This is a genomic window from Bacteroidales bacterium (assembly GCA_041671145.1).
GTDB lineage: Bacteria > Bacteroidota > Bacteroidia > Bacteroidales > JAHJDW01 > JAQUPB01.
The window spans coordinates 80,351-96,206 of sequence record JBAZBZ010000005.1; the positions used below are offsets into that span (position 1 = coordinate 80,351).

Below are 15,856 nucleotides of genomic sequence, written 5' to 3' on the forward strand. Positions count from 1 at the left end.
ATTAAAAATGGAAAAAAAGCTACATTCTCATTTAGATATTTGGAAAGGAAAATATATACTCCGTTATGTTTATACAAAATGGTATAAACAAATAATTTCGGATTTAAAGAAAGAAGGAAAAACAATTGAGTTAGGCGCAGGAAGCGGTAATTTCAAAGAATTCAAGCCCGATGTAATTTCAACAGATATCGAAAACCTTCCATGGCTTGATATGGCATTTGATGCTCATAAAATGCCTTTTAAAGATGAAGAAATAAAAAATATTGTAATGATTGATGTTTTACATCATTTGTCAAATCCGATTTTATTTTTTGATGAATCTTACAGAGTTCTTGAAAAAGGCGGTAGAATATTAATAATTGAGCCATATATTTCATTTTTTTCAAATATTGTTTTTAAAATTTTTCATCCTGAGCCGGTTATTAAAAACATTGATTATTTTACAAAAGAATCTGTTGAAAATAAAAATCCATGGGATTCAAATCAGGCAATAGCAATTCAAATATTTTATAAGGATATTGATAAATTCAAAGAAAGATTTAAAAATAAATTTAAAATCATAAAAAAAATAAAATCCGATTGTATTTTGTACCCGTTATCAGGAGGATTTGAAAAAAAACAATTAATTCCCGATTTTCTTATTCCATTATTCAATATATTTGAAGTCATTTTAAAACCTTTTTGCTTCTTATTTGCATTCAGATGTTACATAGTTATTGAAAAAAATGATTGTAAAAAGGACAATACAATGGATAGTTAAATTTGAACTAACAATTGCCACGACCTTCAGGTCGTGGAAAAGAAATAAAATAATAGCTCGGCTTCAGCCAAAATAAATATAAATATGCCTTACACCAAAGCATTGATACATTTTGCTCACAATTTTGAAAATATTTTGGCTAAAGCCAATATCAACTTTATTAAATAGTCCACGACCTAAAGGTCGTGGCAATTTTATTTACACAAACCATTGTAGAACATAAAAATTTTATACCCGTGCTAAAAAAATATCTACATAAATTATTAAAAAAATATTTGTCTTTTTATATAAATAAATCCGACAGTGTTCTGGAATTAAGTCCAAATAACGAAAAACTATTTAAAGACAATAAAAATTATTCCGAAAGTTCTGACTTTATTTTACTAAATGGCATTATTCATTACGAAAGCGACATTCAAAAAAACTTACAAGAACTATATAATAAAATAACTTCCGATACCCGTGTAATTATTGTTTATTACAGCAGTTTGTGGAAGCCGTTTATTAAATTATCTTCATATTTAAAACTAAGAAAAAAAACTCCCGAAGAAAACTGGATAAGTCATGAAGATGTTGAAAATTTTTTATTGCTTACTAATTTTGAAATTGTGAGAAGAGACAGTAAAATAATTCTTCCGATTTATATTCCTTTGCTGAGTGCCTTTTTTAATAGAATATTAGCACCTTTACCTTTGCTCAAATATTTTTCATTAGTAAATATTGTTATTGCAAGAGCATTAAAAAAAGAAGAAAATTTAAAAACAGTATCTATTGTTGTTCCTGCCCGAAACGAAGAAGGAAATATAGAGGAAATAGTAAAAAGTTTACCAAAACTTAGCGATGACGATGAACTCATTTTCATAGAAGGAAATTCAACAGATAACACCTGGGAGAAAATAAAGTCAGTTGCGGATAAATATAAAAACGAAAAAAATATAATTACCGGACATCAGGAAGGTAAAGGGAAAGGTGATGCAGTTAGAAAAGGATTTTTGCTCGCAACAAAAGATATATTTATGATTTACGATGCAGACATGACGGTTCCTGCAGAAGATTTAATAAAGTTTTATAATGCCATTAAAACCGGTAAAGGTGAATTTATAAATGGAAGCAGGTTGGTATATCCTATGGAAAAACAAGCAATGCGGTTTTTTAATATAATAGGAAACAAATTTTTTGCATCAGGTTTTTCATTCTTAATTGGTCAAAGATTTAAAGATACTTTATGCGGTACAAAAGTAATTTCAAGAAAAAATTATATAAAACTATCTGCAAACAGAAATTATTTTGGTGATTTTGACCCTTTCGGTGACTTTGATTTAATATTCGGAGCAACAAAATTAGGGTTAAAAATAATTGAAATCCCGATTAGATACAAAGAACGCATATATGGAAACACCAATATTCAAAGATGGAAGCACGGTATGATATTATTTAAAATGCTGTTTTTTGCGATGAGAAAAATAAAGTTTTTATAAAAATACAAATATTATATTTAACTTTTAAAATTATTATTATGGGAAAAACCAAGTATTTAATATTAGTAGTAGCAACAACTTGTTTTTTTAGTTGCTCAAATAAAAAATTCAATCCCACCTTCAAATCCAATATCGGCAATAACGGTGAATGGATTAATATGCAAACCATTGGTAAATTTGGTGGACACGAAGATGATATTTGTTCAAAAATAGATTCTTTAAATCCATATTCTTATGGGTTTCAAAAGCTAATGAGTGAAATTAGCCCAAATCCAATTAAGAAAGTAAAAGTAAGTTGTTGGATAAAATTAGAAAATTTAACTCAAAAAATTGGTTTAGTTGTTTCTTTAGATGCAAATAATAAAAATATATTTTGGATTGGACATGAAATAAATCCGCTTATTAAAGAAACAAACAAGTGGTTTAAAGTTGAATTTGAAGATAAATTTCCCGAATTTAAACCAAATGAAACTAATGTTGGAATTTATGTTTGGAATAATAATAAGAACATAGCTTTTGTTGACGATATTGAGATAAAGTTTTTGGAGGAATAATAAAATAAAAAATGTTTAAAAATAAAAAGCAAAAGCTTACAATTACTATAATCACAATTTTCCCTTTACTATTAATATTCTTAGGAATTTTATCAAAAAATGGCATTGGTGTTTATAACTTATTTACGCTTGACCCGGAATATAGTTATTTGTTTAATAGTTTAAATATTTCACGATTTAGTTTAAAAGTATTTCATGTTGACCACCCGGGCACCCCACTTCAAATATTCGGTGCGCTAATAATAAGGATAGTTCATTTATTTCATAGCAAGGAACCACTTCTGGTTGATGTTTTTAAAAACCCTGAGTTTTATCTTCATTCAATAAATATTTCTTTACTTTTAATTAACAGTATTGCATTATTTCTTTTAGGTTATTATGCATATAGAATAAGTAAAAATATAATTATTTGTATTTTTCTTCAGCTTACACCGTTTGCTTCAAATCAAGTAGTTTGGTTTTTTGACAGGGTTAATATTGAACAGATGTTAATTTTTACAATGATACTTTTTGTATGTTTGTTATTTAAATATTTACACGATTATGATATTGAAAATAAAAAGATAATTGACAAATATTTATTGTTATTTTCTGTAATAGTTGGATTCGGAATTGCCTGCAAAATAACTTTCTTCCCGATTTTTTTAATTCCTTTTATTTTAATGGATGGATTTAAGAAAAAACTTTTTTACACGATATTTTCCATTTCATTTTTTTCTTTTTTTATTATACCTGTTATTATATACAAACATGATTACTTTATTGATTGGATTAGAGTTTTGTTTTTTCATAGTGGGCAATATGGACGTGGAGAAAGTAATATTATTGATACGACCAATTTTATATTTAATTTAAAAACTATTTTTAATAATGAATTATTTTTTTCAATCGTTTTTTTATTGGTAATTTTTTCTTCAATAATTTATCATATACCCTTCTTAAAAGTTAAAGAAAAAAATGACAAATACTATAAAGCATTGTTGGGGATAGAAATAGCAATGTTATTGCAAATAGTGATTGTAGCAAAACATTATAGTTTTCATTATTTAATTCCTGCTTTAATGTTGACAATAATCGCCTTTTTTGTGATGTTAAAAATTTATTCCAGAAAATTTAATATTAGATTTATTAATTTAGCTTACATAGTCATTATTTTTTATATCATTTTATTCGAATCAAAAGAAGTTAAAAGAGAATATTCAAGTAATTTAAAACGAAAAAATACGTATCTGAAAACATATAATTTTATATTAAAAAATTATAACAATAAACCAACTTTAGTTATTCCTGATTATTATGTTTGCCCTTATAAAGAAAGTGCCTTTAAATTTGGAATATATTGGGGTGGAGATTATTTTAAAGATAAATATATTGAAGTTTTAGCAAAGCTTTATACAAATATATATATTTATAGCGGATGGAATAAAATGTTTAATGATTGGGAAAATGCCTATTCTTGTACTGATTTATTGAAAAAATATAATAATATAATTTTGTATTCCGATGATCCGGAAATTGAAAATAATATTGTATTGCATGAATTGAATAGTATTAATGAATTTTTTGATATTAAAATAATTAAAACATTTTATAATAAAGAAACAAATGAAAGTATTTATGAAATTTCATACTCTCCCAAATTCAATCGAAAGGTAGTAAGTATTTTTTGCGATGCAGAAACATTGAGTGACAATAAATATTCTTTTATCGGCACTAATAATCGAATTTTCAGCAATGGAAATACCCAAAGCAATGAAAAATTTCTTTCAGGAAAGTACTCTGCTAAATTGACTAAAGATTCACCGTATGGATTTACATATATAATAGGTAAACTTAAGAGTGGTGATGAATTATTTATTAGTGTTTGGAGATATAAATCAAACACTGATGCATCTTTAATTCTTTCCGCAAAAAATACTAAAAAATTATATATAGCGGAAAATAAGGCTATAAAAACTAAAAATAATTGGGAAGAAATAATTATAGATTATAAAGTTCCTGAGAATTTGAATAATGAAGAATTTGAAGTATATGTCTGGAATATGTCAAATAAAGTTGCTTATTTTGATGATTTGAAAATAGAAAAAATCCAACAAAACAAAAACCCATAATGGATTTAAAGGAAACAAAACGGTTTAATTATCATGCTTCCGAAAGACATCCCTGGGAAACGGCTCGCTTTGAGGTAATATGTGAAATATTAAAACAAAAATTTCCTGAAATATTAAAACAAAAACTAAAAATATTAGATGTTGGATGCGGTGATATATTTTTTATAGAAAACTTATCAAAACATTTTCCTTTATCTGAATTTTATGCCGTTGATACTGCCTTTGATGAAAAAATACTTAAAGAACTTAGAAACAAATTTACTGACAAACCAATTTTTATTGAGAACTCATTAAATAATATTGAATTAAAAAAAAATCATTTTTTTGATTTTGTATTATTACTTGATGTTATTGAACATATTGAAGATGATATTGGTTTTTTAACTGATTTGAAAAATAATATTTATATAAATAATAATACTTATTTTATTATTACCGCACCTGCCTTTAATTTTTTATTCTCATCACATGATGTTTTTCTTGGACATTACAGGCGTTATAGCAACAAAACTCTTTACAAATCTATAACTCAGTCGGGGTTTGAAACTATTTCATCAGGATATTTCTTTTTTAGTATTTTAATCTCGAGATTATTTAAAAAAGTTATTGAAAGGTTTTTTAATGTAAAAAAAGAAAATCAAAAAGAAGGTATTGGGAATTGGAATGGTAATAAAATTTTAACTTTAATTATTAAAAAATATTTATTATTTGATTTTAGAATATCTAATTGTTTTAGAAAAATTGGTATTAAAATTCCGGGTTTAACTAACTATGTGATATGCAAAAAATCTGTATAGTGGTTCCATGCTACAACGAAAGTAAGCGACTTCCTATAAAAGAATTTAATGATTTTATTAATAATTCTGAAGATATTTATTTCTGTTTTGTTAATGATGGCAGTAAAGATAATACTATTGAAATTTTATCTGCAATTAAAAAAGCAGTTGGAGAAAAAGCAAAAATTCTTGATTTGAAAAAAAATCAAGGTAAAGCAGAAGCAGTAAGAAAAGGCATTTTGGAATCATTAAATTGGATGAATTTTGAGGCAATCGGGTATTTTGATGCTGACCTTTCTACACCGCTATCAGAAATTTTAACATTGTATGATAATTTAAATAAGAAAACAAATTATAAAATTGCTTTTTGTTCGAGAATAAAAATTGCAAGTAATCATATTGAACGGAGTTCTTTTCGTCATTATTCAGGAAGGGTATTTTCAACTTTTGTAAGTATTTTTCTTGGAATGAGCATATACGATACTCAATGTGGTGCAAAATTAATAAGAACAGATATTATTAATGAAATTTTTAAATCTCCTTTTTATAGTAAATGGTTTTTTGATATTGAAATATTTTATAGAATTAAAAAAAGTTTTGGTGGCGAAGAAGCAATTAAAAATATAATTGAAGTTCCTATTAATCAGTGGATTGAAAAAGGTAAATCTAAAATATCTTTATTAGATTGGCTTAAAGTACCTTTTATACTTTTAAAATTGTATTTTAAATATATGTAATTGACGAGGCTGTATCAAAAGTCCTTTGAGTGCCTTTGAGAATACCTTTGTGCGACTTCGTGGTTAAGTTTCTTTTGAGACAACCTCGTTCACGGTCAGTTAAAAAATCAATTAAAATTTTAATTTCAGAATTTTAATATCATCAAAATACGCATCGGTTTTATTAGAGTTGAATAAATAAACCCATAACACATCTGAATTATAATTTTCAGGAATTATAAAATCCATAGAAACAATTTCCCATTCATTAGAAATAGATTTATTAGCAATACCCTGTGCTTGATAAAATATTTTAGTATCATTATTAGATGCAACAATACCTCCATTATTGTTATTTTTATAACGTTTTGCCTCAATATAAAAATGGTCGCCTTTTTTTATATTGCATATTTTAATTGTTGGATTTATTTGATTTGTTTCATTTAATTTAATTGAATGGGTTCCTGAAAATGCTTTTTCAGAAGAAATTGTAATGTCATTATTAACTAAAAATTTTCCACATTCGGGAACATTATTATTGAGCTTATCAATCTTTTCGGCATCTGTAAATAAGATATATTTAATAATGTTTTCATTAAGAACACAATAAAAAACATTATAAAATGAATTTGATAATGTATATATATAATCACAATTAAGTTTTATTTTATCAACTTCAGAATAACTGATTCCTTTTTCTTGCAAGCGTATTTTCCACATTTGAAAATCATTAAACTTTACAGCTATTTTATATTTTTTTAAATTATCAATCTCTTTAATAACTTTATTAGTTAAATAGTATTGACTATTAATATTAATATTTAAAATAAAACTTATGTTAAAAATAAGTACAATCAAACCAAATAGAGATAAAATATTTATTGAAATATCTTTTAACATTAAACCAAAAAATATTAATATAAAAGGAATTAAAAATAATTGAGGTACATATCTTGCCCACCAGCAAGCATCAGCATTTAAGAATGAAGAAAGTAAAATAAAAAACAATAAATAAAATAAAAACTTACTTTTTTTTGATTTTAAAAAAATTAAAAATAACAAAATGAACGAAATTATAATAGAAACATTATATAAACTGCCAAATCCTCCAACAAAACAATCGGCACCCGAAAAAACATTTTTGTCCTGAGTATCAAAAGGCATTTTTAGTTTAGTGCTTTGGTCGGAACCACCTGAATACGAAAAATACGACATGAAGGCACGTTCAAATCTGTTGGCTTTTTTGAAATTGGACGGATTAGCACCTTCTAATAATTTAAGAGTGTTAAGAGGGTAAAAAGGATGATGCTTATTAATAGTATTGGTTATATACGGATGGTAACTTATTATTCCTATTGAAAAAATAACAGCAATTATCGAGTAAATTGAAATTCTGAAAAATTTTTGTATTTCTTTTTTTATCAAAAAAATCAATGCAAATGCAAAAAATGCAATAACTGCATAAACTAATCCTGTAAATTTTAAACTTACCAGTATAGAAGCAATAAATATTCCAAGTAATTTGAATTGTAATGAGAAAGAATTTTTATAAATTATAATAAATATTGAAAGCAAACAAATAATTGCAGAAATTAATTGCCCGTCAATATAAAAACTTGCAAACTGCATAGTGCTCACAGGATTAAAACTTACAAGCAAACTTATAATGAGATTAAATATTAAAGAAACTTTATTTAGCTTTGTTAATGCCGCAAACGAAAGAAAAAAAGAAGCCATTATGAGTATAATATTAAAACATTTGGCATATTCAATTTTATTAAAATAACTATAAACACATGCTTCATATATTTCAGCTCCTTTTGCATAGTGGTCAACAATCCACGATTTATCATATCCACCTAAATATGCATTTTTTGGAGCGCCACCTTTTATAATATTCCAGCCCTTAGCTAAATAATAAATCTCGTCTTGATGGTACAGAAACCCATCAAATGAATTATCATAAAAAATTGAACTGATTATAATAGAAATAATAATAATTGATGAAAAGATTAAAGCCAATATAAAACCTTTTAGTATTATATTTTTGTTAAAAATATATTTTGAAAATATAAAGCATAAAATAATTGAAAATATAAAACTTGATGGGAAATAATATTTGTTAATGGTTATGTTAAACCAGTATAATAGTGTTGAAATAAACAATTGAAAAAAAATAAAAAATATTAAAATAAAACCGATAGAAAATAATATTTTAAAAAATTTATCATTAACTTTTTCTGAAGGATTAATATGAATTTTTATTCTATCAAAATGAAAGAAAATTTCGTTATTAAAAGGTGCAAGCAAAAATATAAAGTATAAAACTAAAATTATAATGAAATAAATTACACTAAAATTAAATACCGGCCATATCATTAAAAAAAATAATATTGAAGACGCAAGCGAAATTTTTTCATAAGTTTTATCCAAATCAATACTTTGATTTGCTTTTTTAATCAATAGAACCAAAAACTCAGCAATGGCTAAGGTTAATATTCCAAATAGTAAAGGAGAAACAGTAACTCTTAGCAAATACGAATCAACAGTATTTATCAATTTTTCACCAAAAAGAACATAATTACAAGCCAAAAACATCCAGTTTAGTTGAATAAATAACCCTAAAATGAATCCTGCGAGAAATATTATTATCTTATTTTTTAAATGATTAAACATATTTTAAAAAAATTATTTAAAAGTGAATTTTATAAAACCTTTCTTTACAAAAAAATCCTTTATTCTCAGTAGTTTTTTCATTTCTTTTATTTTTTTGTAAAAAATGATACGGTTAAATCATCAAAATAAACATCTGAATTAACATCTGGCTGCCAAGTATAAAGCGATAATTCTTTAATTGAAGTATCATTTGAAAAATATTCCAATTCAAGAAGTTCCCATCCATTTTTATCTGTTTTTTTAACTTCAGATGTTCCTTTCCAAAGTTTACTATTATTATCTATAACTAATGAACCAGTATGTTTATCATTCTTTCTCCAAACATAAAAAAAATAGCGTGTGTTTTTTATTAATTTAATTTTACAACCTATTCCGTAAGGATTGTATTTGTTAACCTTTGTTAGATACTTATCCGAATAGGTTACCCTTTTTGATGTCTTTTCTATATCACTTGAAGAAATATATTTATTAATAAACTTTATTCTTTTAAGAGAATAAAACAATATCTCTTTAGAAGCGTTAATATATTTCATAATAATAATTGCATCATCTCCACTCCATGTAGGATAGTAATTTAAATTTATATCATCAATACCTATAACTTTTTGAAATTGATTATAAATATTTGCAGTATACATTTCATAAGGTATTTCACTCTTATAAAAAACCAAATACGCATTTTTTAAAGATTTTGGAGGTTTGTTATTTTCATTGACTATATTAGAAACATTTAAAGAAAGAATGAATTCTTTATCAACATTTTCCTTTATATATTTGTTTAATTCTTTTTTTAAATCAAATGATTTTTTATTATATATACTTAAGGAAGAAGCTAAAACATTTGATGTTGAATATAAAAGTACTATGAGCAATAAAATATTAGCAGATATTCTTAATTTAAATTTCTTAAAGATGCCGCTTATGTTAATAAACCCAAAAGAAGATAATATTGCAAAGTAAGGAAGGATATATAATAGATTTCTTACTATCATTAACTTATAAAACGAAACGTATATTGCATAAATTAACATAACAATAAATAATCCTAACATATTCCATTCTTTTCTGATAAATACAAAAATAAATCCTATCAATGAAAAAATAAAAATAAGTATTGATATAATAACATTTTTTGAAAACAAAACAAAAATTACATATTGAAATATTTTATTAAAATGATATATGCCCGGTTGAATAGCATATCCAAAATGCCCATTTGAATAAACATCTTTTTGCCAAATTAAATCATCAATAAACATTTTAAATTCAAACACTGCTCCTGGAGTAGTAAAAATAAAACCAACTAAAAAGCATAAACACATAACAATAATGCCTTTTATTATTATTTTAATATCTCTTCTGTTTAGTATAAACTCAATAATAATAAAAATTATAATATTCAGGCAAACTAATCCTGCTGTATATTTAGTACCTGCCGCAATACCAGCAATTAGTGAACTGAAAATTATTTTTTTATTTGCATTTAAATTAAAAAAAAGAATCAATGTTGAAAGTATTGCAAATTGAACAGCAATACAATCTGTTACAGCCCATTTTGAATGATAGCTGAATTCGAAAGAAGAGCATATTATCAAGCCTGCAATCAGTGATGCAAAATAATTTTTTGTTACTTTAAACGTTAAAATATATACCCATATAACGCACAAAGATGAAATTGCCAGAAAAATATATCTAATATAAACATAAAATTCATAATTTGTATCTAATGAATTTATATCGCTAAAACTATAAAAAAATTTATAAATAAATCCTGAAATTAGAATTAAATAATAACAGAATGAAGGATAAATATATTTATGAGGTAAATATGTTCCTGATATTATTGATTTTTTAACACAAATAATAAATATAGATTCGTCCCAATGTCCTCCGAATCGAATACCAAGTGCTCCGTTTATAAAGAGAAAAATATATAATATAATAGGAGTTATTGCAAGCAAATATTTATTTTGAATAAATTTATTCATTTTCGATAAAATAAAAAATCTTAAAAAATTTATTTCTACAAAAAGCTCCTTTTAATTTCAAGATTGTCAAAGTAAGCCGGATTATTTCCGTTATTCCACAAATAAATTACTATTATATTTTTATTTAAACTTTTATCTATTCTGAATTCCAGATTAATTAAATCCCAACCATTAGTTTCACTTTTAATAACTCTGTCGCTGCCCATATAAAATTCTTTTCCTTCAAGAGATGACGCAACAATTACCCCTTTTTTATCATCAGAAAAACGCCAAACGCTAATATCAATTTTTTCTCCTAATTGAATGTCTTTTAATTTTATTGTCATTCCATAAGGATTGTCTTTTGTGAGCTTTGCAGAGTATTTACCATTATATGCCTTTTCATTACTTTGAGTATTCCCGTTTTCAAAAATTATATCTGAACTATTTCCCATAAAAAATTCTTTATTATCTGTTATTTTTTCTGCATCGCAAAATAAAAATTTTTCTTTTATTAAAGCAGTTTTATATTTATCAGATAAACCAGACTTTTCGCCTCTCTTAAAAATCACCAAAGGATAATCATATTTAATTATTCCCCATTCACTACTTTCCTTATATTTATTTAATTCTTTTTTGTATTCTTCGTCGTTCAAAGGATATGTACCATCCGATAATAATAATACAATATAATCGGCATCTGCAACATAAGGATATGTATATATGTATTCTCTGAATGAAAGATGGGGAGCTAACATTGTTTGTGCGCTTACTTTTGCATCCTTTGGTATAACCTTTAATCCTTCATAAACCTTTTCAACATTAAAATCTCTTTTCCAATGAGGTTTAGAATAAAATTGAATAGTTTCTTTACTAAACCAATCAACTTGGGTTTCCATTAATTTATATGATGTATTAATGCAAATCGCAGTAAATAATATAGAAATAATAATTTTGGTTTTTATTTTTAAATTATTCAATCCGTTTATCCACCAAAATAAAGCAATAGTCAAAATAGGTACAAATTCTATTGAATAATGTCCACCCACGCCCCATTTACCATAGTCGTTATTAAATAACTTTTGTCCAAATATTGGCAACAACATAATTAAAAATTGGGGTTTCCAAAGCAGAACAATGCCTCCCGAAAGCAAAACAGCATAATGTAATTCTGATTTTATTCCAAAAGTAGAAGGGTCATTTAAAGGGCTTTCAAATAATAAATTAAAAACATATTTCGGCTTACTAAAACAAGTTTTAATTGCCTCAAGCATGTTTTTTCCAAGAACTGAATATTCGAAGTGTCTGTAACTATTTTCACCCGGAGAAATAGTTGGAATTAATTTCATAATAAAATAAAAATACAATACTGAAAATATTGCATAAAATGAAAGAAATTTAATTTTTCCCTTGTCTTTGTAAAACAACATAATCGCTCCCAGACAAATAAAAAACATCCATAATGCCATATTTTCTTTACTTATTAATATTAGCAAACAAAATATTGATGCATATTTCCATTTGTTGTTATAAACATAATAAAAGAACCATGGAACAAACATTGCAGCCATAACATTATCGTGATAATCAAAACTTAGTGCAGAGTAAATCCCAAAAACAGAATAGAAAAATACGATTGCTATATCTGATAAAACTTTATTCTTAGTCAAATCAAAAATTAATTTATATATTCCTATTCCGCCAAAAACGATTCCCAGAATTTGTACTATAAGCATTGTATATGTCCCTAAAATCCAATATAAAGGAGAAAAAAGTATTGGCAAAAGAGAAAAATGGTCGCCAAGAACATTTTTAAAATGTGAATTGGGATACATTATAACTGCATTATTCCAGCGAAAATGAGCATAATCAAAAATTGCATTATTATTGATTCCCAAATCCCAAGCTGCAGTTCTGAAATTATAATGATTTACCAACGAAATTGAGCAAAAAAGTGAAGAGTAAATAACTATTATTATTAATAAAACTAAGTTGTTTTTTATATTTTTATACATATATAAATTACATTTAAGAAAATTTTGAATATTTTATTTTTTTTCATGTTCCACCGTCCATATTGCATTTAGCTTTATAGCTGAATCCAATGAAATATTACTTTTATTTGCTTGTTTTGCTATAAATTTTAGCCATTCGGGATTACTTCGAATACCATTTTCAAAATTCTTTATTTTTTCTTTATAAATAATATTTTCCCCATTATTCAAAAAAACATCATAAGCATTTTCAATAAATCCCCATCCGAAATTTGAAATATTAGCTTCAGTTGCCATTATTATAATTGCATCTTGCTTTTCTATTTCTTCTTTTAAATTAATTTGACTAACGTCCAATGGTTTTGGGGTTCTTTCAGGATTGATTTGCCTGTTATAAAACCAAAATTCCCCATCATTAAATATTCTTCGAGAAACACCTATACCAAACATTCCCCAATAGTAACTATCGGCAATAACCAAAACTTTTGGCTTTGTCTTATTAGGATTTTCCTCAAAAATATATTTCGGATATGCCATTTTAAATGTTTTTAATTTAAATAACAAGTTCATTCCATCGGCAATATCATAATCTGCATCACGACAGGTATCTGGTAACTCAATATCATTCCAATAAAAGTTTATCATTTTTATATTTCTTTTTTGTTCAATATATTTTATAATAGAGTCGATTGCTAAACACACTCCATAAGAACTCCAATGTATTCCATATTGTGGATATAAAGGATACTTAGATTTATTCTTATTAGCCACAAAATATGAATTAAAATCAATAAAATTAATTCCAAGTTCTTTAGAATACTTTAAATAACATTCAAGATTTGTTTGTTTTTTTTCGGACTTCACTCTATCGGGGATATATTCGGGATAAAAAGAACCTTTGCCGGCAGCAAAAATTAAAATTAAATCTTTATTTAATTTCTTTAAAGTATCTTGTAGAAATTTTATTCTTTTTGTTTGTTCTGCAATTTTTTCTTCACCTATAAAATCCTCTCCATAATAAGCATTAATATAACCTTTTTCATATAAATAATTATTTTTCCCAATGATAACTCCATTTGCTTTTGCAATTTTGTATAGCGAGAAAGCTATCTGATTATTTATTCTTACAGCTGTTTTTCTGAATCCAAAATCTTCATTTAAATATTTTTCTTTACATAATTGATATCTTGCATCGAACCATCCTTTTATTGTAAAGACAGTATCGGGAGCTATTATAATATCTCCTTTTAAAGGATTTTCATTAAATATTTTTAAAGTTGATTGAATATAAGGTGAAATCAACACAAGCAGTAAAAATCCCAATAATATCTTTTTAGTATTTATACTTCTTTTCTCCATTAAAATCTGAAATAAATAAAAGGATTAAACCCGGAACCTGTTATTGAGCTAACTGACAATATCAATAACAGCAAAGAAACAAAAGACATAAAATAATAACGTTTCATACTATAATTATCACCATAAATCATTAGCTGAATTTTTTTGCCTTTTTCGGAATATGCAAAAAAAGCAAAAAATATTGCGATAAATAAAATTGTAATAAATTCTCTATTAAAATAAAAATCATATTTAAATTCAAATGCAAACATTCTTTTTATAAATACAAATGTATCGGATAATTTTTCTATTCTAAAAAATACCCAACCGATAATTACCAAAAGAAATGTTAATACTGTACTTAAAAATTTACCAAGTTTTTTATAAACTTTTAGTAAGAAAATTTTTTCGAGAATTAAAAAAACACCATAATATAAGCCCCACAAAACAAAACTCCATGAAGCACCATGCCATAATCCACAACAAAAAAATGTAATAAGTGCAGCATACATATAAATCCATTGCTCTGATTTTATGTGTATATATTTTTCTTTAGGTAATTTTCTTGAAAAAGAAAATGCTAAAGGCAAAAAGATATATATCCTTAACCATTTAGACAAGGATATATGCCAGCGTGTCCAAAATTCTGTGATGTTTTTGGATATATATGGATTATCAAAATTTTCAGGAAACCGGAAACCTAACATTTTGCCAATACCAATTGCCATATCAGAATAACCTGAAAAATCAAAATAAATCTGAAAAGTATATGCCAGAATTCCTATCCATGCGGTATAAGAACTGATTTCATTATAGTTTAATGCAAATACTTCATCTGCCACTTGTCCCATTACATTTGCAATTAAAACTTTTTTTGCTAATCCTAAAACAAATCTGAAAAATCCAGTCAATCTGTTATCAATTGTTTCATTATGTTCGCGATTTGTTATCTGGTCGGAAATTTCATGATAACGAATTATAGGACCGGCAATAAGTTTTGGAAATAATATAATATAAAGCTGATAATCCCAGAAATTTTTTAATGGCTTAAGAGTCCTTCTGTACACATCTACTACATAAGTAATTGTTTCAAATGTAAAAAAGGAAATTCCTAACGGTAAGATTAATTTTGTCCAGTGAATTGAATTTATTCCAAATACAGAAGAAATTGCATTTACATTTTCTATAAAAAAATTTGAATATTTAAAATAAAAAAGTAATCCAAGATTAATACTAATAGAAAGTGCAAGAATCAATTTTCTTTGCAAATCATTTTTAGATTTATCCATCCATTTAACTAAATAAAAACCTAAAAATGTTGTTCCAAGAATTACAAAAATAAATTTGGGTGCACCCCAACTATAAAATAAAATACTTGAAATTAAAAGAAATATATTTTTATACTTCTTGTTAATTAAAAAATATCCCAGTAATAATGCAGGAAGAAAATATAGGAGAAAAACAATAGAACTAAAAACCATAAATT

General features: G+C 25.3%; 11 protein-coding genes. 6 read left to right on the forward strand and 5 right to left on the reverse strand.

Annotation, left to right across the window (positions count from 1 at the left end):
• Positions 1-7 precede the first annotated feature (7 nt).
• The 6 genes from WC223_03075 (at position 8) to WC223_03100 (ending at position 6,416) form a co-directional block, all read left to right on the forward strand.
• Positions 8-760: a class I SAM-dependent methyltransferase gene (locus tag WC223_03075; GenBank protein MFA6923213.1), complete on the forward strand. Its 753-nt coding sequence runs from the start codon at positions 8-10 to the stop codon at positions 758-760.
• Between the two features lie 236 nt (positions 761-996).
• Positions 997-2,238 carry a glycosyltransferase family 2 protein gene (locus WC223_03080; GenBank protein ID MFA6923214.1) on the forward strand — a complete coding sequence of 414 codons (1,242 nt, stop codon included), beginning with the start codon at positions 997-999 and terminating at the stop codon, positions 2,236-2,238.
• Positions 2,239-2,276: 38 nt separating this feature from the next.
• A complete protein-coding gene (locus tag WC223_03085; GenBank protein MFA6923215.1) occupies positions 2,277-2,792 on the forward strand; it encodes a hypothetical protein in 516 nt (171 codons plus the stop codon).
• 11 nt (positions 2,793-2,803) lie between these two features.
• Positions 2,804-4,903, forward strand: coding sequence for a hypothetical protein (locus WC223_03090; protein MFA6923216.1), 2,100 nt, complete (start codon positions 2,804-2,806; stop codon positions 4,901-4,903).
• The gene (locus WC223_03095; GenBank protein ID MFA6923217.1) at positions 4,903-5,700 is read left to right on the forward strand and encodes a class I SAM-dependent methyltransferase; all 798 of its coding nucleotides are present in this window, start codon (positions 4,903-4,905) and stop codon (positions 5,698-5,700) included. The genes WC223_03090 and WC223_03095 overlap by 1 nt, the downstream gene beginning before the upstream one ends.
• Complete coding sequence (locus WC223_03100) at positions 5,682-6,416, forward strand: glycosyltransferase (GenBank protein ID MFA6923218.1); 735 nt, start codon at positions 5,682-5,684, stop codon at positions 6,414-6,416. The genes WC223_03095 and WC223_03100 overlap by 19 nt, the downstream gene beginning before the upstream one ends.
• A 111-nt stretch (positions 6,417-6,527) precedes the next feature.
• Here the strand turns inward: WC223_03100 and WC223_03105 are convergent, their stop codons facing one another.
• The 5 genes from WC223_03105 to WC223_03125 all read right to left on the reverse strand — a co-directional run bounded on the left by WC223_03105 (position 6,528) and on the right by WC223_03125 (position 15,659).
• Complete coding sequence (locus tag WC223_03105) at positions 6,528-9,071, reverse strand: hypothetical protein (GenBank protein MFA6923219.1); 2,544 nt, start codon at positions 9,069-9,071, stop codon at positions 6,528-6,530.
• 86 nt (positions 9,072-9,157) lie between these two features.
• Entirely contained in the window at positions 9,158-11,059 is a 1,902-nt protein-coding gene (locus WC223_03110) for a hypothetical protein (GenBank protein ID MFA6923220.1), read from the reverse strand.
• 35 nt (positions 11,060-11,094) lie between these two features.
• Positions 11,095-13,053, reverse strand: coding sequence for a DUF2079 domain-containing protein (locus WC223_03115; protein MFA6923221.1), 1,959 nt, complete (start codon positions 13,051-13,053; stop codon positions 11,095-11,097).
• 33 nt (positions 13,054-13,086) lie between these two features.
• Complete coding sequence (locus tag WC223_03120; GenBank protein ID MFA6923222.1) at positions 13,087-14,391, reverse strand: hypothetical protein; 1,305 nt, start codon at positions 14,389-14,391, stop codon at positions 13,087-13,089.
• On the reverse strand, positions 14,391-15,659 hold the full coding sequence (locus tag WC223_03125; GenBank protein MFA6923223.1) for an MBOAT family O-acyltransferase: 1,269 nt from the start codon (positions 15,657-15,659) through the stop codon (positions 14,391-14,393). Before WC223_03125 ends, WC223_03120 begins: the two co-directional genes overlap by 1 nt.
• Between the last annotated feature and the right edge of the window lie 197 nt (positions 15,660-15,856).